At 71.0% G+C, this 18,034-nt stretch carries 20 protein-coding genes; 14 read left to right on the top strand and 6 right to left on the bottom strand.

The genetic code is table 11. The annotated features are described in order from the left end of the window. Positions 1 to 57: 57 nt before the first annotated feature. Positions 58 to 333 (bottom strand): hypothetical protein, encoded by a 276-nt coding sequence (locus ABTY61_RS21625; RefSeq protein ID WP_350506648.1) that lies wholly within the window; start codon positions 331 to 333, stop codon positions 58 to 60. Then, positions 326 to 625 carry a hypothetical protein gene (locus tag ABTY61_RS21630; protein ID WP_350506649.1) on the bottom strand — a complete coding sequence of 100 codons (300 nt, stop codon included), beginning with the start codon at positions 623 to 625 and terminating at the stop codon, positions 326 to 328. Before ABTY61_RS21630 ends, ABTY61_RS21625 begins: the two co-directional genes overlap by 8 nt. A gap of 533 nt (positions 626 to 1,158) precedes the next feature. Between ABTY61_RS21630 and ABTY61_RS21635 the strand changes: the two genes are divergently transcribed. Beyond that, positions 1,159 to 1,626, top strand: coding sequence for an NUDIX domain-containing protein (locus ABTY61_RS21635; protein WP_350506650.1), 468 nt, complete (start codon positions 1,159 to 1,161; stop codon positions 1,624 to 1,626). A gap of 61 nt (positions 1,627 to 1,687) precedes the next feature. Here ABTY61_RS21635 and ABTY61_RS21640 read toward each other — a convergent pair whose 3' ends face one another. Continuing rightward, positions 1,688 to 2,659 (bottom strand): COX15/CtaA family protein, encoded by a 972-nt coding sequence (locus ABTY61_RS21640; RefSeq protein ID WP_502895391.1) that lies wholly within the window; start codon positions 2,657 to 2,659, stop codon positions 1,688 to 1,690. A 196-nt stretch (positions 2,660 to 2,855) separates the two neighbouring features. On the opposite strand from ABTY61_RS21640, the gene ABTY61_RS21645 reads away from it, so the two are divergent. Further along, positions 2,856 to 4,166 carry a choice-of-anchor A family protein gene (locus ABTY61_RS21645; protein WP_350506651.1) on the top strand — a complete coding sequence of 437 codons (1,311 nt, stop codon included), beginning with the start codon at positions 2,856 to 2,858 and terminating at the stop codon, positions 4,164 to 4,166. A gap of 328 nt (positions 4,167 to 4,494) precedes the next feature. Further along, on the top strand, positions 4,495 to 5,157 hold the full coding sequence (locus ABTY61_RS21650; protein ID WP_350506652.1) for an LAETG motif-containing sortase-dependent surface protein: 663 nt from the start codon (positions 4,495 to 4,497) through the stop codon (positions 5,155 to 5,157). Positions 5,158 to 5,235: 78 nt separating this feature from the next. On the opposite strand, the gene ABTY61_RS21655 is transcribed toward ABTY61_RS21650, so the two are convergent. Together ABTY61_RS21655 and ABTY61_RS21660 are read right to left on the bottom strand one after the other, a co-directional pair. After that, positions 5,236 to 6,015 carry an ABC transporter permease gene (locus tag ABTY61_RS21655; protein WP_350506653.1) on the bottom strand — a complete coding sequence of 260 codons (780 nt, stop codon included), beginning with the start codon at positions 6,013 to 6,015 and terminating at the stop codon, positions 5,236 to 5,238. 73 nt (positions 6,016 to 6,088) lie between these two features. Beyond that, a complete protein-coding gene (locus tag ABTY61_RS21660) occupies positions 6,089 to 7,018 on the bottom strand; it encodes an ABC transporter ATP-binding protein (protein ID WP_350506654.1) in 930 nt (309 codons plus the stop codon). A gap of 155 nt (positions 7,019 to 7,173) precedes the next feature. Between ABTY61_RS21660 and ABTY61_RS21665 the strand changes: the two genes are divergently transcribed. The 11 genes from ABTY61_RS21665 to ABTY61_RS21715 all read left to right on the top strand — a co-directional run bounded on the left by ABTY61_RS21665 (position 7,174) and on the right by ABTY61_RS21715 (position 16,488). Further along, positions 7,174 to 7,998 (top strand): helix-turn-helix transcriptional regulator, encoded by an 825-nt coding sequence (locus tag ABTY61_RS21665; RefSeq protein ID WP_502895392.1) that lies wholly within the window; start codon positions 7,174 to 7,176, stop codon positions 7,996 to 7,998. A 49-nt stretch (positions 7,999 to 8,047) separates the two neighbouring features. Further along, positions 8,048 to 9,463 carry a Fe-S cluster assembly protein SufB gene (gene sufB / locus ABTY61_RS21670; RefSeq protein ID WP_350506656.1) on the top strand — a complete coding sequence of 472 codons (1,416 nt, stop codon included), beginning with the start codon at positions 8,048 to 8,050 and terminating at the stop codon, positions 9,461 to 9,463. 57 nt (positions 9,464 to 9,520) lie between these two features. Continuing rightward, positions 9,521 to 10,768: a Fe-S cluster assembly protein SufD gene (sufD, locus tag ABTY61_RS21675; protein ID WP_350506657.1), complete on the top strand. Its 1,248-nt coding sequence runs from the start codon at positions 9,521 to 9,523 to the stop codon at positions 10,766 to 10,768. Positions 10,769 to 10,773: 5 nt separating this feature from the next. Further along, entirely contained in the window at positions 10,774 to 11,091 is a 318-nt protein-coding gene (locus tag ABTY61_RS21680; protein WP_350506658.1) for a bifunctional 3-phenylpropionate/cinnamic acid dioxygenase ferredoxin subunit, read from the top strand. Positions 11,092 to 11,097: 6 nt separating this feature from the next. Then, on the top strand, positions 11,098 to 11,862 hold the full coding sequence (sufC, locus tag ABTY61_RS21685; protein ID WP_350506659.1) for a Fe-S cluster assembly ATPase SufC: 765 nt from the start codon (positions 11,098 to 11,100) through the stop codon (positions 11,860 to 11,862). Next, on the top strand, positions 11,859 to 13,121 hold the full coding sequence (locus tag ABTY61_RS21690) for a cysteine desulfurase (protein ID WP_350506660.1): 1,263 nt from the start codon (positions 11,859 to 11,861) through the stop codon (positions 13,119 to 13,121). Before sufC ends, ABTY61_RS21690 begins: the two co-directional genes overlap by 4 nt. A 20-nt stretch (positions 13,122 to 13,141) precedes the next feature. Next, positions 13,142 to 13,594 carry a Fe-S cluster assembly sulfur transfer protein SufU gene (gene sufU / locus ABTY61_RS21695; protein ID WP_350506661.1) on the top strand — a complete coding sequence of 151 codons (453 nt, stop codon included), beginning with the start codon at positions 13,142 to 13,144 and terminating at the stop codon, positions 13,592 to 13,594. Positions 13,595 to 13,615: 21 nt separating this feature from the next. Then, positions 13,616 to 13,996, top strand: coding sequence for a metal-sulfur cluster assembly factor (locus tag ABTY61_RS21700; protein WP_350506662.1), 381 nt, complete (start codon positions 13,616 to 13,618; stop codon positions 13,994 to 13,996). Positions 13,997 to 14,122: 126 nt separating this feature from the next. Next, a complete protein-coding gene (locus ABTY61_RS21705) occupies positions 14,123 to 14,782 on the top strand; it encodes a Uma2 family endonuclease (protein WP_350506663.1) in 660 nt (219 codons plus the stop codon). 230 nt (positions 14,783 to 15,012) lie between these two features. Next, positions 15,013 to 15,666, top strand: coding sequence for a hypothetical protein (locus ABTY61_RS21710; protein WP_350506664.1), 654 nt, complete (start codon positions 15,013 to 15,015; stop codon positions 15,664 to 15,666). Positions 15,667 to 15,789: 123 nt separating this feature from the next. Beyond that, positions 15,790 to 16,488, top strand: coding sequence for an AfsR/SARP family transcriptional regulator (locus ABTY61_RS21715; RefSeq protein ID WP_350506665.1), 699 nt, complete (start codon positions 15,790 to 15,792; stop codon positions 16,486 to 16,488). Between the two features lie 83 nt (positions 16,489 to 16,571). Here ABTY61_RS21715 and ABTY61_RS21720 read toward each other — a convergent pair whose 3' ends face one another. Beyond that, entirely contained in the window at positions 16,572 to 17,903 is a 1,332-nt protein-coding gene (locus ABTY61_RS21720; protein WP_350506666.1) for an MFS transporter, read from the bottom strand. Positions 17,904 to 18,034 lie beyond the last annotated feature (131 nt).

Here is an 18,034-nt window from a genome sequence, read left to right on the forward strand (position 1 = left end):
GGCCCGGCTCCCCGCGCGGGGAGCCGGGCCGCCGGCGTTCCGGCTGGAGGGCACGGGTCAGAGCGGGATGACCCGGGTCAGGCGGACGAGGTGGCTGTCGGTGTCGATGACGTACTCGACCAGGCCGCGGCCGTACGGGATCGGAAGCCGGCGCCAGTCACCGGCGGTGTCCCGCGCGGTGCTCTCCGGGAGCCAGGGGTTTTCGGCGATCGCGACGGTGAGCGCGACGATCGCGGAGAACAGCTCGGCGGAGAGCTTCGGGTCGGCCAAGGCGTCCTGAACGGCCTCGGACGGTTCGACCGGCCACAGGTCCTCCGGATCGACGTCACTCACCCGGCAGCTCTCCGCCCCGCTCCCGGCGCAACCGGACGATGTCGGCCATGGTGACGGTAGGCAGGGTGCCGGCGCGGGCGGCGGCGATGATGCGGTCCTGCTCGGGGTCGGCGTCCATCTCCGCCTCGCACCACCAGCGGTTCAGGACCTGCTCGACCCGATCGATCGGGGCCTGGCCGAGTTCGCGGTAGAAGGCCATGCGGCGGGCGCCGGTGAGAGCTTCGGCGATGCCGTCCGGAGTACGTGGGACGCGCGGCTGCGGCTCCGGGTGGTGTGCGGGTTGGACGCTCATCCGATCCTCCTGCTGCTCGACACCACCGTATCGGCTGTCGCCACCACCCTGCGCTCGTCCCGGATGGCCCGGCTCCCCGAGCGGGGAGCCGGGCCGTTGCGGGGTTCAGATGGGCAGGTTCCAGCCCGGGCCGGGGACCGGGCTGGACTCGGGGTACGGGCCCATGCGGGTGGTGCCCCACGGTGCGGTCGTCATCTGTACTGCGCCTCCTCATTGTCGAGTTGCACTGTCTCGCCCGGAAGGGAAGGGCAATGGTGGGCCCGTGCGCGCCGCCGGGCCGACGGCGCGCACGGGAGTTCAGCGGGATCGGTTGATCAGGATGACGGCCGCGACGACGACGTGCAGCCCGGCCGCGGCGGACACGCCGTAGGCGGCCCAGACCCGGGTGCGGTCGGCGAGTGTTGGCGATCCGGCGGGCTGAAACGGGGCCTGGGAGCTGCCGGTGGGGTGCTGGAACGTGGGTGAGGGTATCGAGGACTTGTGGCTGAAGGGGCGGGACGTGTGGACGGTCCCGGCAGTGGAGGTGGTGGATCGTGCCCAGGCGTGACTACGTGGATGACCCCGACGCTCCCGAGGCGAACTCGCTGGTCCCGGCCGCGTCTGTGGTCGTGGTCGACGATGTGGGCCGCGTGCTGCTCCAACGGCGCACCGACAACGGGATGTGGGCGCTGCCCGGCGGCACGATGGAGATCGGTGAGTCGCTCGCCGGTTGCAGTGTCCGCGAGACCCGTGAGGAGACCGGCATCGACATCGCGATCACCGGGATCGTCGGAACCTGCACCGACCCGGGCCATGTGTTCGCCTACGACGACGGCGAGGTCCGCCAGGAGTTCTCCATCTGCCTCCTCGGACGGCCGCTCGGTGGGGAGTTGCGGGTGTCCGATGAGTCCCACGAGGTGGCGTGGTTCACCCCGGCCGAGACGGACGGGCTGCCGATGGTGTCGAACATCCGCAGGCGGCTGGCCGACTGGCGCTCCGGAGAGATCCCCGTGGTGCGCTAGCCGCCTTTGACCGTGACGGCGACGGCCCCCATCCTGCTCGGATGGGGGCCGTCGGTGATGCTCAGACGGTCGCGGTTTGCGGGGTTTGGATGGGGAGCTTCTCCGCGGTCGCCTCTATCTCGCGTACGCGCAGGGCGAGGGGGATGCGGAGGGCGGCGATCCAGGTCAGGGATGCTCCCAGCATGTGGAGGCCGACCATGAGCTCGGGGGCGTCGGTGAAGTACTGGATGAAGCCGAGGACGCCCTGGAGCAGGAGCACGGCCAGCAGTTCCTTGGTGCGGGACTTGGCTGCCTGGGGGGCCTTGATCGCGGCGAAGACGAAGATCAGGGCGATGGTGAGCCCCACCGATACGAACGCGAGGTCGGCGTGGAACTGGGCCAGCCGGTCGTAGTCGATCGGGATGCGGGGGACGATCTTGTTGTCCTTGGGCGTGCCCGGGTGGTGGCCGGCGCCGGTGACCAGGGTGCCCGCCGCGACCAGCAGGCCGACGACCAGGACCAGGACGTACGAGAGCTGGTGGATGGGGCGGGCCACCAGCAGCTTCGCCGGGCCGTCGCCTTCCTTGCTGCGCTCCCACATCAGGAGGGCGACCCAGACCAACGCCATGGCGGCGATCATGTGCAGCGCCACCGTGTACGGGTTGAGGCCGGTCAGCACGGTGATGCCGCCGAGTACGGCGTTGCTCATCACCAGCCAGAACTGGGCCCAGCCGAGCTTGGTCATGCTGCGCCGCCAGGGGCGGTGGCAGCGGGCGGCGAGGATCGCCCAGCCGACTGCCGCGCTCAGCACGTAGGTGAGCATCCGGTTGGTGAACTCGATGACGCCGTGGAAGCCCATCTCGGCGGTGGGCGTCAGGCTCTCGGCGGTGCAGCGGGGCCAGGTCGTACAGCCGAGGCCGGAGGCGGTGAGTCGGACGGCGCCGCCGGTGACGACGATGACCACGCTCATCACCAGCGCGGCGAACGCGGCGCGCCGGACCATCGCGGCGGAGGGCTGCCAGCGCTCGGCGAGCAGGGAGAAGAGGTTAGGCACGCGCTCAATCGTAGGCGGCCTTACAGGCGATCTTGGCGCGGGGCGCGGGGTCCGGCACCGGGGGAGCAAAGGGGACTGTTCGGGCAAGGCGGTCATTGGTCTTGACCATTCACCCGTCCGGCCGAAAGAGTGCGGATTGGTCCATACCTTTTTCGGGCCGCTCCCACTCTTCCCGCACCAAGCGGAGATCCTGCACATGCGCATATCCACCTCCGCCGCCGCGCTCGCGGTCGGCGGTTCGCTCGCACTCGCGGGCTTGATCGCCCCGTCCGCCCACGCTGTGGCCGCCGACCAGGAGTGCCGCAACCTCGGCGTCGCCAACCTCTACGGCGAGTTCATCGAGGGCGACGACACCCACACCCCCGACGCCGAGGGCGCCGTCGCCGTCGGCGGCAACGCGAACTTCACCGGCGGCTTCTCGGTCGGCCAGGAGCTGACCGCCGCCGAGGTCGACGCCCTGCCCGGCAGGAACGCCCTCGTTGTGGCCGGCACGATCACCGGCCACAACACCCAGGTGATGAAGGGCAACGGCGTCTACGGCGACAAGGCCGAGGGCGCTGTCGTCCAGGCCCACGCCGGCACCATCGCCCAAGGCCCGTCGCCGATCGACTTCAAGGCCGAGTTCACCGGGCTGCGCTCCGCCGCCACCGCGCTGGCCGCCGTTCCGCAGACCGCGGGCGCCACCGTCCAGGCGGACGGCTCGAAGCTGACGTTCACCGGCGGCGACGCGAAGTACAACAGCTTCACCGTCGACGCCGGGAAGCTCCAGGGCGCCAAGGAGATCTACGTCAAGGTGCCGGCCGGCTCGGTGACCGTCGTCAACGTCACCGGCGGCTCGTACGACATGGCCGCGGCCCGGACGACCGGCTTCTTCCTCTGGGACGCGGGCACGTCGTCCTTCGTGCTGGACGACAAGCTGCAGAGCGCGTCGGGCGGGGCGATCCGGTCCAAGCTGCTCTGGAACTTCCCCAGCGCGACCAAGGTGGTCAAGAACAGCGCCGCCGCGTGGGCCGGTACGGTGCTCGCGCCGAACGCCGCCTTCGACCTCGGCAGCGGCGGCCCGGTCAACGGTTCGGTGATCGCGGCCTCGCTGACCGGCAAGGGCGGCGCCGAGACCCACCACTACCCGTTCACCGGCTGCCTCCCGGGCACCACCCCGACCACCCCGGCCACGCCGCCGGTCACCCCGCCGGTGACGCCGTCGACCACGCCGACGACTCCGACCACCTCGGGCTCGCCGAGCGACTCGGCGAGCCCGTCCGGCTCGCCGAGCGCCCCGGTGACCGGCAAGCCGAGCCCGTCCGGTTCGGTCGGCCCGTCGGCCTCCTCCTCGGCGGTCGTGCCGGGTGCCTCGGCCAGTCCGTCCGCCTCGGCGAACGAGGGCGGCAACCTGGCGCACACCGGCTCCGGCCCGGTGCTGCCGCTGGCGATCGGCGGCGCCGTGGTGCTCGCCGCCGGTGGCGGGATCGTGGTGGCGGCCCGGCGGAAGGCGGCCAAGAACGCCTGAAAGGCCTGAAAGGCCTGAGCGGTAGGACTGTTCGTCGACGTGTCGACAGGGCGCCCCCGGTGATTGAACCTGCTCACCGGGGGCGCCGTTCTGCTCTGAAGGTGACGAAGTTCATTCAAGTTTGCCGATTCCGCGTTCTGCGAGGTGGCAGCTGTGATGGGCTGGTCGTGCACATCCAGGAACGGACCGACAGACGAAATCCGGTCGCACGGCGGGGTGTGGCGAGGTGTGGAAGTGCCGGTAGAGTCCCCCGGACATGTCGTAGTGGGCCACCGCGAACCACTTCAACCCGCCTGCTGCGCAAGACCGTTCGGAGGGGAACAGGGTAATGGCGCGACAGCAGCGGCACATTCGGATGGGCGCGGCGGCACTCGCCGGTACGGCGGCGGCCGGAATTCTCCTGCCGCTGGCGCTGGCCACCAACGCCTCGGCGCACGTGCCGACTTGGTCGGTGACCTGCGACAAGGTCGTGATCGACCTGATCAACTACAGCGGCAAGCCTGACGTGAAGAACACCGTCAGCCTCACCATCGGCGACGAGAAGGTCCTGGACGCAAAGGACTTCCCCACGGAGTTCCACGGCAACTTCCCGGTGAAGGACCACGACGCCCCGGTCACGGCGCACCTGGTGGTCAAGACCACCGAGACCCCGGCCGAGAAGGGGTGGAACATCGACGAGACCAAGACCATCGCGCCGTGCCACACCCCCACCCCGACCCCGACCGAGACCCCCACCAAGACGCCGACGCCCACCCCGACGCCGACCAAGACCCAGACCCCGACGCCGAGCGCCACCCCGACCCCCTCGGTGACGCCCACCCCCAGCAGGACCCCCGCCGTCCCGGCGCCCAGCACCAGCGCCCCGGCGCTGGCCCAGACCGGTAGCAGCGATGCCACCCCGATGATCGCGGCGGCCGGCGGCGGCGTGCTGCTGGTCGGTGGCGCGCTCGTGCTGCTCGCCCGCAAGCGGCGCGGCGGCAGCCAGGGCTGACCCCCCGGGACCGGCTGAAACGCGCGACGCCCCCGACCGCAAGAGGTCGGGGGCGTCGCTGCGTTGTGGGGGGCGAGGTCATTCCCAGCGGAAGAACCGGGCGGCCGCGGCCAGCCCCAGGACGGCCCAGCCGGCCAGGATGCCGAGGTCCGACCAGGGCACCCCGGCGCCGTGCTGGAGCACCGAGCGCAGCCCGTCCGAGAGCGCCGAGATCGGCAGCAGCTCCAGCACGGACCGTACGGCGTCCGGGAACTTGGTGAGCGGCACGATCACCCCACCCGCGAGCAGCAGCAGGATGAACACCAGGTTGGCGGCGGCCAGGGTGGCCTCGGCCTTGAGGGTGCCGGCCATCAGCAGGCCGAGCCCGGAGAACGCGGCGGTGCCCAGGACCAGCAGGGCGGCGACGGCCAAGGCCCCCTGCGGTGTGGCGAGTCCGTGCGGGGACCAGCCGAGCGCCAGGGCGATCACCGACAGCAGGGCGACCTGGAGGGTCTCCGTCACCAGGACGCAGCCGGTCTTGGCGGTCAGCAGCGTCCAGCGCGGCAGCGGGCTGGCGCCGAGCCGCTTGAGCACGCCGTAGCGGCGCTCGAAGCCGGTGGCGATGGCCTGCCCGGTGAACGCGGTGGACATCACGGCCAGCGCGAGCAGGCCGGGTGCCAGGAAGTCGACCCGCTTGCCGGGGCCCTCGACGGCGACGACGTCGACGGCGGAGAACAGCACCAGCAGCACGGTCGGGATGACCACGGTGAGCAGCAGCTGCTCGCCGTTGCGCAGCAGCATCCTGGTCTCGAAGGCGGTCTGGGCGAGCAGCATCCGGCCGACGGGTGCGGCGCCGGGCTTCGGCGAGTACGTGCTCATGCGTCCACCTCGCTCCGCTCGGCGGGCGCTTCGCACCATTCGCACCCCTTGATGGTTCGCTCACTTCGTTCGCTCACGAGCGGAGCTCCCGTCCGGTCAGGTCGAGGAAGACGTCTTCGAGGCTGCGCCGCTGCACCGCGAGCCGTTCGGGCAGGACGCCGGAGGCCGCGCACCAGCCGGTGACGGTGGCCAGCAGCCGACTGGGGTCGAGCGGCGCCTCGACGCGGTAGCTGCCGGGGGCGGTCTCGGTGGCGGCGGCACCCGCGGGCAGTTCCTTGAGCAGCGGGCCGAGGTCGAGGCCGGGCGGGCCGTCGAAGCGCAGGGCGTCCTCGGCGCCGCCGCGGCACAGCTCCTCGGTGGTGCCGCCGGCGATGACCCTGCCGCGGTCGACGATGGCGACGTGGTCGGCGAGCTGTTCGGCCTCGTCCATGTGGTGGGTGGTGACCACCACGGTGACGCCGTCCCGGCGCAGGTCGCGGACCAGGTCCCAGGTGGCGCGGCGGGCCTGGGGGTCGAGGCCGGCGGTGGGCTCGTCCAGGAAGACCAGTTCGGGGCGGCCGACCACGGCCATCGCCAGGGCGAGCCGCTGCTGCTGGCCGCCGGAGAGCCGGCGGTAGGTGGTGCGGCCGCAGGAGCCGAGGCCGAGGCGTTCGACCAGGGCGTCCACGTCCAGCGGGTGGGCGTGCAGCTTGGCGGTGTGGCGCAGCATCTCGACGGCGCGCGCGCCCGCGTACACCCCGCCGGACTGGAGCATGACGCCGATGCGGGGCCGCAGGGCGGCGCTCTGGGCCACCGGGTCGAGGCCGAGGACGCGGACGGTGCCGGCGTCGGGGCGGCGGTAGCCCTCGCAGGTCTCGATGGTGGTGGTCTTGCCGGCGCCGTTGGGGCCGAGCACGGCGGTGATCGCGCCGCGTGCGATGGTGAGGTCGAGGCCGTCCACCGCGGCTTTGTCACCGTAGCGCTTGACCAGCCCGGCGACCTGGACCGCGGGTTCGGAATGCATACCGGCGAGTCTAAGAGGGCCGAACGCGCAGGCCGGACACCGGCCTTCGTGATCGTTTTCGCAGGTCAGGTAAGGCTTACCTGCGTGACAGATGCCACGGGTGAGGCCTGGATCACGGCTTGTCCTGCCGGAAGTAATTACGCAACACTGGTGTTGTGAAAAACATGCGCGAGCACACCCCGCAGCAGGAGGCCGAGTCGGCCCCCGGCTGTGACGTGCCCGTGACGGCGGCCGAGGTGCTGCTGGAGGGCCACCGGGCCACCCGGGACCGGGTCGCCCGGTCCATCCTGGACCACGGCCCCTCCTCCGCCGCCGACCTGGCGACCCGGCTCGGCCTCACCGCCGCCGCCGTCCGCCGCCACCTCGACGGCCTGGCCGCCACCGGTTTGGTCGAGTCCCGCGAACAGCGGGTCTACGGCAGCCGGGGCCGGGGCCGCCCGGCCAAGGTCTTCGCCCTCACCGACGCCGGTCGGGACGCCTTCTACCAGGCGTACGACCAGCTCGCCGCCGACGCGCTGCGCTGGATCTCCGACGCGGTGGGCGGCGGCAAGGCGGGCGAGGAGGCGGTCGCCGCCTTCGCCCGCGCCCGGTTCGGCAAGCAGGGCGAGAAGTACCGGGAGACACTGCGGGGGGCCGAGGCGCAGGAACGCCCGGAGGCCCTCGCCCAGGCGCTGAGCGCGGACGGGTACGCTGCCACGGTGCGGCGTGTCCCGTCGGCCGTGGCCAAGGCCCCGGCGGGCGCCCAGCTCTGCCAGCACCACTGCCCGGTCGCGCACATCGCCGAGCAGTTCCCGCAGCTCTGCGAGGCGGAGACCGAGGTCTTCTCCCAGCTCCTGGGCACCCATGTGCAACGGCTGGCCACCATCGCCCACGGCGACGGGGTCTGCACCACCTATGTGCCGGCACCCGGTGCCGCATCGTCGCCCGCCCAGCCCCCCGCGGGCCACGGTTCCGATGCAGTGCCGACTGCCAGTACATGAAAACTCCGCGTCCACCGAAGATTCAGCGTCCGCGCGTTAGGAAGCTCGCATGACTGACACCGTTTCGCACCCCGAGCTCGAAGGCCTGGGCAACTACGAGTACGGCTGGGCCGACCCGGACACCGCCGGTGCCACGGCCAAGCGCGGGCTCAGCGAGGACGTCGTCCGCGACATCTCGGCGAAGAAGAACGAGTCCGAGTGGATGCTGAACCTGCGGCTCAAGGGCCTGAAGCTGTTCGGCAAGAAGCCCATGCCGACCTGGGGCTCCGACCTCACCGGCATCGACTTCGACAACATCAAGTACTTCGTCCGCTCCACCGAGAAGCAGGCCGAGTCCTGGGAGGACCTGCCCGCGGACATCAAGGCCACCTACGACAAGCTGGGCATCCCGGAGGCGGAGAAGCAGCGCCTGGTCGCCGGTGTCGCCGCCCAGTACGAGTCCGAGGTCGTCTACCACCAGATCCGCGAGGACCTGGAGGAGCAGGGTGTCATCTTCCTGGACACCGACACCGCGCTGCGCGAGCACCCGGAGATCTTCAAGGAGTACTTCGGCACGGTCATCCCGGCCGGCGACAACAAGTTCGCCGCGCTGAACACGGCCGTGTGGTCCGGCGGCTCGTTCATCTACGTGCCGAAGGGCGTGCACGTCGACATCCCGCTGCAGGCCTACTTCCGGATCAACACCGAGAACATGGGCCAGTTCGAGCGGACGCTGATCATCGTCGACGAGGACGCCTACGTCCACTACGTCGAGGGCTGCACCGCGCCGATCTACTCCTCCGACTCGCTGCACTCGGCGGTCGTCGAGATCATCGTCAAGAAGGGCGGCCGCTGCCGCTACACGACCATCCAGAACTGGTCGAACAACGTCTACAACCTGGTCACCAAGCGCGCCGTGGCGTACGAGGGCGCGACCATGGAGTGGGTCGACGGCAACATCGGCTCCAAGGTCACCATGAAGTACCCGGCCGTCTACCTGATGGGCGAGCACGCCAAGGGCGAGACCCTGTCGATCGCCTTCGCGGGCGAGGGCCAGCACCAGGACGCCGGCGCCAAGATGGTGCACATGGCGCCGAACACCTCGTCCAACATCGTCTCCAAGTCGGTGGCGCGCGGTGGCGGCCGCACCTCCTACCGCGGTCTGATCGAGATCGGTGAGGGCTCCAAGGGCGCCAAGTCCAACGTGCTGTGCGACGCGCTGCTGGTCGACACCATCTCCCGCTCGGACACCTACCCGTACGTGGACGTCCGCGAGGACGACGTGTCCATGGGCCACGAGGCGACGGTCTCCAAGGTCAGCGAGGACCAGCTGTTCTACCTGATGAGCCGCGGCATGACCGAGTTCGAGGCCATGGCGATGATCGTCCGTGGCTTCGTCGAGCCGATCGCGCGCGAGCTGCCGATGGAGTACGCGCTGGAGCTCAACCGGCTGATCGAGCTGCAGATGGAGGGCTCGGTCGGCTGACCCCCGACCGCTGTCGCCGTCCACTGATTTCCGAGGAAGAGAGCACTACGAACAGCCATGGCTGACACGCCTTTGAATGTCGCTGGGAACACCACCGGGGCGACCACCGCCGGTTCGATCGAGGTCGGCACCGCCGGCGCGGGCGCGCAGCTCGCCGGCCCCGGCACCGGCCGGACCACCGTCCAGCAGCCGATCGACGCGCGCGTCGCGGTCAAGCCGTCCTTCGACGTGAACGACTTCCCGGTGCCCACCGGCCGCGAGGAGGACTGGCGGTTCACGCCGCTGCACCGCCTCGGCGGTCTGCACGACGGCACCGCCGCCGCCGGCGAGCGGGGCGAGGACAAGGTCGAGTTCACGCTGCCGGACGGTGTCACCACCGAGACCGTCGGCCGGGACGACGCCCGGGTGGGCAAGGCCGGCACGCCGGTCGACCGGGTTGCCGCGCAGGCGTTCAGCGCCTTCGAGCAGGCGCTCGTGGTCACCGTCCCCAAGGACGCGGTGCTGACCGAGCCGGTCAGGATCGACGTGCGCGCCGAGGGCGGGGTCCGCTTCGCCCACGTGGTGATCGACGTCAAGCCGTTCGCCGAGGCCGTCGTGGTGCTCAACCACGAGGGCACCGGCACCCGGGCCGCCAACGTCGAGCTGCTGGTCGGCGACGGTGCCAAGCTCACCTTCGTCTCCGTCCAGGACTGGGACCGGGACGCCGTCCACGCCGCCCAGCACAGCGCGCTGGTCGGCCGGGACGCCTCGTTCAAGTCCGTGGTCGTCACCTTCGGCGGCGACCTGGTCCGCCTGCACCCGCGGGTCAACTACGCGGCCCCCGGCGGCGAGGCCGAGCTGTTCGGCCTGTACTTCGCCGACGCCGGCCAGCACCTGGAGCACCGCCTGGTCATCGACCACGACACGCCGCACTGCCGGTCGAACGTGGCGTACAAGGGCGCGCTGCAGGGCCAGGACGCCCACGCGGTCTGGGTCGGCGACGTGCTGATCCGCGCCGCCGCGCTCGGCACCGACACCTACGAGCTCAACCGGAACCTGGTGCTCACCGACGGCGCCCGGGTCGACTCGATCCCGAACCTGGAGATCGAGACCGGCGAGATCGTCGGCGCCGGCCACGCCTCGGCGACCGGCCGCTTCGACGACGAGCAGCTGTTCTACCTGATGGCCCGCGGCATCCCCGCCGACGAGGCCCGCCGCCTGGTGGTCCGCGGCTTCTTCGCCGAGCTGCTCCAGCAGATCGGCGTGGCCGAGGTCCAGGAGCAGCTCCTGGAGAAGATCGACGCCGAGCTCGAAGCGGCGGTCTGATCCCGATGAGCTTCCTCCGTGCCTGCGCGCTGAGCGACCTTCAGGAGGACGTGCCCAAGCGCGTGGACCTCAACGGCGTGCCGGTCTCGGTCGTCCGCACCGACGAGGGGGTGTTCGCGATCAACGACACCTGCTCGCACGCGAACGTCTCGCTCTCGGAGGGCGAGGTCGAGGACTGCATGATCGAGTGCTGGCTGCACGGTTCCAGCTTCGATCTGCGCACCGGCAAGCCCTCCGGCCTGCCCGCCACCAAGCCGGTCGCTGTCTACCCCGTAAAGATCGAAGGGGACGATGTGCTCGTCTCCGTCAACCAGGAGTCCTGAGTACACATGGCAACCCTTGAAATCCGCGACCTGCACGTCTCCGTCGAGGCCGAGAACGGCCCGCGCGAGATCCTGAAGGGCGTCGACCTGACCGTGAAGCAGGGCGAGACCCACGCCATCATGGGTCCGAACGGCTCCGGCAAGTCCACCCTGGCCTACTCGCTGGCCGGCCACCCCAAGTACACCGTCACCGGCGGCACCGTGCTGCTGGACGGCGAGGACGTCCTGGAGATGTCCGTCGACGAGCGGGCCAAGGCCGGCGTCTTCCTGGCCATGCAGTACCCGGTCGAGGTCCCCGGCGTCTCGGTCTCCAACTTCCTGCGCACCGCCGCCACCGCCGTCCGCGGCGAGGCCCCCAAGCTGCGGCTGTGGGTCAAGGAGGTCAAGGAGGCGATGGCCGCCCTGCAGATGGACCCGGCGTTCGCCGAGCGCAACGTCAACGAGGGCTTCTCCGGCGGTGAGAAGAAGCGCCACGAGATCCTCCAGCTGGAGCTCCTCAAGCCGAAGATCGCGATCCTCGACGAGACCGACTCCGGCCTGGACGTCGACGCGCTGCGGATCGTCTCCGAGGGCATCAACCGGGTCCGCTCCACCGGCGAGGTCGGCACCCTGCTGGTGACCCACTACACCCGCATCCTGCGGTACATCAAGCCCGACCACGTCCACGTCTTCGCGGGCGGCCGCATCGTCGAGTCCGGCGGCGCCGAGCTGGCCGACAAGCTGGAGAACGAGGGCTACGAGGCGTATGTGAAGGGGGGCGCTTCCGAGTGACCCGTACCCCGCTGTCCGGCCTGCTGGACACCGACGCGATCCGCAAGGACTTCCCGGTCCTGCAGCGTCTGCTCCACGAGGACAAGCCGCTCGTCTACCTGGACAACGCGGCCACCTCGCAGAAGCCGCGCCAGGTGCTCGAGGCGCTGACCGGCTACTACGAGCGGCACAACGCCAACGTCCACCGCGGCGTGCACGTGCTCGCCGAGGAGGCCACGGCGCTGTACGAGGGCGCCCGCGACAAGGTCGCGGCCTTCGTCAACGCGCCGAGCCGCAACGAGGTGATCTTCACCAAGAACGCCTCCGAGTCGCTCAACCTCGTTGCCAACATGCTCGGTTGGGCCGACGAGCCGTACAAGGTCGACGCCGACTCCGAGATCGTGATCACGGAGATGGAGCACCACTCCAACATCGTCCCGTGGCAGCTGCTGTCGCAGCGCACCGGTGCGAAGCTCAAGTGGTTCGGGCTCACCGACGAGGGCCGGCTCGACCTGTCGGACATCGACGAGCTGATCACCGAGAAGACCAAGGTGGTCTCCTTCACCCTGGTCTCCAACCTGCTCGGCACGGTCAACCCGGTCGAGACGATCGTCCGCAAGGCCCAGTCGGTCGGCGCGCTGGTCGTCATCGACGCCTCGCAGGCCGCGCCGCACATGGTGCTCGACGTGCAGGCGCTGGAGGCCGACTTCGTCGCCTTCACCGGCCACAAGATGCTGGCCCCGACCGGCATCGGCGTGCTCTGGGGCCGCCAGGAGCTGCTGGAGGACCTCCCGCCGTTCCTCGGCGGCGGCGAGATGATCGAGACCGTCACCATGGGCTCGTCCACCTACGCCCCGGCACCGCACAAGTTCGAGGCCGGCACCCCGCCGATCGCCCAGGCGGTCGGGCTCGGCGCGGCCATCGACTACCTGTCGGCGATCGGCATGGACAAGATCGCCGCGCACGAGCACGCGATCACCGAGTACGCGGTGGAGCGCCTGCTGGAGGTCCCCGACCTGCGGATCATCGGTCCGCGCACGGCCGTGGACCGCGGCGCCGCGATCTCCTTCACCCTCGGCGACATCCACCCGCACGACGTGGGCCAGGTGCTGGACGAGCAGGGCATCGCCGTGCGCGTCGGACACCACTGCGCGCGTCCGGTCTGCCTCCGGTACGGAATTCCGGCGACCACGCGGGCGTCGTTCTACCTGTACTCGACGCCGGGCGAGGTCGACGCGCTGATCGACGGCCTGCACCACGTCCGGAACTTCTTCGGCTGACGGGACAGGGCAGGACGATCATGAAGCTCGACTCGATGTACCAGGACATCATCCTGGACCACTACCGCAACCCGAAGGGCAAGGGGCTGCGGGACGGCGACGCCGAGGTGCACCACGTCAACCCGACGTGCGGCGACGAGATCACCCTGCGGGTGAAGCTCGACGGTGCCAAGGTGACCGACGTCTCGTACGAGTCCCAGGGCTGTTCGATCAGCCAGGCCAGTGCCTCGGTGCTGAACGAGCTGGTCGTCGGCAAGACCGTCGGCGAGGCCCAGGCCGTCCAGGAGGCCTTCCTGGAGCTGATGCAGAGCAAGGGCCAGGGCGAGGGCGACGAGGAGGTGCTGGAGGACGCGGTCGCGTTCGCCGGCGTCTCCAAGTACCCGGCCCGGGTCAAGTGCGCCCTGCTCAGCTGGATGGCCTGGAAGGACGCCACCGCCCAGGCGCTCGCCCAGCACCCCGCTGTGAACGACTGATCCTGCAGAGGAGGAATGACCATGACCGACGAAACCCCCTCCGCTGCGGAGGACCAGCCGAACGGCGTCGTCATCGTCGGCACCACCGCCGGCACCGTGTCCGTCGAGGACCTGACCGAGGCCCTGATGGACGTCGTCGACCCCGAACTGGGCATCGACGTCGTCAACCTGGGCCTGATCTACGGCATCCACATCGACGAGTCCGACGTGGCCACCATCGACATGACGCTCACCTCGGCGGCCTGCCCGCTGACCGACGTCATCGAGGACCAGGCCAAGACCGCCACCGACGGCCTCGTCCAGGACCTGCGCATCAACTGGGTCTGGATGCCGCCGTGGGGCCCGGACAAGATCACCGACGACGGCCGCGACCAGCTGCGGGCGCTCGGCTTCAACGTCTGAGGCCGTTCACCGATCGTCAACCCGCTGCCGCGCAAACCTCTCCTTCGGGGGAAAGGTTTGTGCGGCAGTGGTATATCTGCGGCTGGGCGGCCAGGCTGGTGCCGCGACCGTGAAGGGAGCGACGTGATGGCTGTGGAAGCAACTGGGCACTGGACGTTGCCCGACTCGCCGTACGCCATGTGGGTCCGGGGGGAGCTCGACGAGTACTTGCGGATTCCGGACGATGGCACTCGGGTCGAGGTGATCGGAGGAGAGTTCGTCGTGTCACCGGCGCCGGTGTACGCCCACGCAGGAATCCCCTCGGACATCCAGGAATCCTTTCTGGCCGCCCGACTCGCTGATCCGGGGTACCCGTGGCGGGCTGTTCAGGCGATCAACTTGGACCTGGTCGAGATCGGGGACGGCTACATCCCTGACATGGTGGTCGTGAGCACGGAGACGCATGCGGAGAAGCGGGCGGAGGACTCTCTGCATCTGCATCCACACGATCTCGAACTGGTGGTCGAGGTCACATCCTCGTCCAACGCACGCCACGACCGCCGTCCGATGTTCGGTCGGCAGGTCAAGCCCACCAAGTGGAGTGGGTACGCGCGGACCGGTGTGCCGTACTACCTGCTGGTGGACCGCGATCATCGTCAGCTCGGCGTCACACTGTTCGGCGAGCCGAACCGCGGCGAGGGGACGTACGAGGTTCTGGGTGAGTGGAAGTTCGGCGAGTCCGTCCGACTGCCGGAGCCGTTCGACGTCGAGATCAGCACCGACGCCTGGAAGGCCTGGAACGCGTAGGCGCCGAGCGCCGCTCAGGGGGTGAACAGCCGCCCTTGACCTGCTCAACGAGGGGACGGCGAGCGGGTGTTCACCCGGCGGCGGGTGAAGCGGGGTGGGCAGATGCTGAGTCGCGTCGGGTGATGCGCGGGTGTTCAGCCGGCGCCGGTGCGGCGGCATTCCCGGGCGTCACGGTGGGGTGACGGGGGGCGGGGCAGGCTGGGCGCAGGTTCTTCGAGGAGGTGCTGACGATGAGCACTCGACGGATCCTGCGGGCCGGGGCGAGTACGGCCGTGGCCGCGGTTCTGGCACTCGGCGGCGGCGCGCTGGGGGCGTTTCCGGCGCACGCCCAGGACTTCGGGCCCGACACCTGCCGCCAGGGCTTCGTCTGGCGGGACGCCAGGCCGGGGGACCACGTGTGCGTCACCCCGGACGTGCGGTCGCAGGCGGCGTTCGACAACAGCCAGGTGCCTTTCCGGACCCAACCGGACGGCTTCTGCGTGCAGGGCTTCGTCTGGCGCGAGGCCTGGGTCGGCGACACCGTGTGCGTGACGCCGCAGACCCGCTCGCAGACGCGCTTCGACAACGGGCAGGCCGACGACCGGCGGTTGGCGGTGCGGATCTGGGCCGACGACAAGAACGGCCAACTGCACCTCGACGGTGACCACTTCAACGTCGGTGGCGCGGTGCGGGTGCAGATCGTGCTGAACTCCACCGGCACCGTGGAGTGGTCGCGGACCGTGACAGCGGTGCGGAACGCCGGGTTCGCGGGCGGCAGTTTCGGCCTGCCCACCGGCCATCCGTTCGACTGCGGGACGAAGAACGCCACCGTGCGGGCGATCGACCTCGTCTCCGGCAGGGTCACAGGGTCGATCCCGGTCGGGTACTGCGTCAACTTCGACTGAGTTCGGCTGAGGTCGACAGGGTGCGGCGTGCGGGGCAGCATGGAGGAGGAGCTTGTCCGTACACGAAGAGCGGGTGGTTCGATGGCCTGCGGCGATCGGCGCCCACCGGTCCGCGGTGCGGGCGTGCGACTGGGCCTGCTCGGCGGCTTCGTCCTCTCGGCGGGCGGCGTGCCGGTGGTCGTGTCCGCGGGGGCGGAGCGACTGCTCGCGTTCGTCGCGCTGTGCTGCAACGGGAACGTGCCGCGCGGGCTGGTCGCCGGGACGCTGTGGCCGGACGCGACGGAGCGCTGTGCGCTGGCGAGCCTGCGTTCGGCGCTGGTTCGCCTGCCGGCGGCGGGCCGGGCGGCGCTGGAGATCGGCCCGGCCGAGCTGAGGCCGGCCGACGGCGTCGGCGTGGACCTGCGCGAGGCCCGGTCGCTGGCCCGCCGGATCCTGGCACCCGGTACGGCGCCGGGCCGGGACGCCTTCGGGCTGGCCGCGGTGGAGGACCTCTCGGTGGACCTGCTCCCGGGCTGGTACGAGGACTGGGCGCTGCTGGAGGCGGACAACTGGAGGCGCCTGCGGGTGCACGCCCTGGAGGCCCTGGCCTGCGGGTTCGTCGGGACCGGCCGCTTCCCGGAAGCGGTGGCCGCGGCCGGCGCCGCCGTCCGGGCCGACCCGCTGCGCGAGAGCAGCCAGGCGTGCCTCATCCGCGCCCACCTCGCCGAGGGCAACCCCGGCGACGCCCTCCAGGACGTCGAACGCTACGAACGCCGCCTGCGCACCGAACTCGGCCTCCCCGCCCCGTCCCGCCTGTGGCGCATGGTCGCCCGGGCCCGCTAGCCGCACGGCACGGGGCTGGGAACGCCGGACGCCGCCGTCCCGGAGGAATCGGGACGGCGGCGTCCGGCGTCGAGCGGTGTCGGTCAGTGCGCCTTGGGCTTGCGGGCGACGGCGAGGGCCAGGGCGGTGCAGAGGAGGGCGGCGACGGTGGCGAAGCCGCTGATGGCGGGGAGCAGGCCGTAGCTCTTGACCAGGGCGCCGACGGCGATGATCGGGGCGGAGCTGCCGAGGTAGACGATGACCCAGAGGGCGCTCATCTCGGAGCCGCGGCGCTCCGGGTCCATCGCGGCGACGGCGGTGGTGAACAGGGAGCGGAAGGCGACGCCCTGGCAGGCGCCGCCGAGGACGCTGCCGATGAACAGCAGGGCGGGGGTGCCGGTGTACCCGGCGGCGACGACGAGGCCCAGGCCGGCGGCCAGGCCGGTCATGCCGAGGGCGATGACCGTACGGTCGGAGGTCGGCGGGACGAGCAGCTGGGCGATCGCGGAGGAGCCGAGCAGCAGGGCGGCCACGATCGCGCCGGTCAGGTGCGAGGGGGTGTGCAGCAGCTTGGCGGAGAAGGCGGGGGCCAGGCTGAGGTAGACGCCGAAGACCGCGTAGGAGATGAAGCCGGCCGAGGCGGCGAGCAGGAACTCGCGGCGCCCGGTGCGGGGCAGCCGCAGGCGCTGGGGGCGCAGGTGGGCCGGGGTGGTGATGCGCGGCGGCGACGCGGGCGGGCGGTTGCGGCCGGGCATCCGGGGGTGGACCACGGCCAGCGGCACGCAGAGCGCGAGCAGGGCGACGGCGTGCAGCAGGAAAGGCGTCAGCAGCGGGTCGGAGCCGCCGGACAGCAGGGCGCCGACGATCGGGCCGAGGGCGACGCCGCCCGCGGAGCAGGCCAGGGTGAGCTTGGCGGCGAGGGTCGGGTGGTCGGGCAGCAGGTCGCCGAGGGCGGCTCCGGCGGCGCCGGTGGACAGGCCGACGGCGATGCCCTGGACGGCCCGGCCGAGGGCGAGCTGCCAGAAGCTGCCGGAGGTGGCGAACACCACGTCGCCGGCGGCGGCCAGGACCACTGCGGGCAGGATCAGGGCGCGTCGGCCGAGGTGGTCGGACCAGTGGCCGACCACGGCCAGCACCGGGACCAGCGCGAAGACGTAGATCGTGAAGAGGACCGTGGTGTCGAGCGGGCCGAGGCCGAGACGCTGCTGGATCATCGGGTAGATCGGCGTCGCCAGGTTGGCACCGATCAGCATCAGCAGCAGGGCGGCGGCGACCAGGCCGACGCGTATGCCGCGCAGCGCGTTCCAGCGGCTGATCGCGGCGAGCTGGAGCTGGGCGCGGGGCGCGAGCTCCAGGGGGAGCAGGGCCTCCGACAGTCGGCGTCCGTCGAGCTGCGCGGTGCGCAGCGCGGAGCCGGCGGGGGAGAGGTCCGCCATGGCAGGGGTCTCCTGTGGCCGGGCGCCACCGGGGTCGGCGGGGTGTGCCGGCGCGCCCGTCCTGAGGCGCTGTGGTGGTGGCCGCGGTGCGGGGCTCCCTGGTGGAGCGGGTGAGCTGAGAGAAGGGGGCT

It is taken from the genome of Kitasatospora sp. NPDC096128 (genome assembly GCF_040303105.1).
GTDB lineage: Bacteria > Actinomycetota > Actinomycetes > Streptomycetales > Streptomycetaceae > Kitasatospora.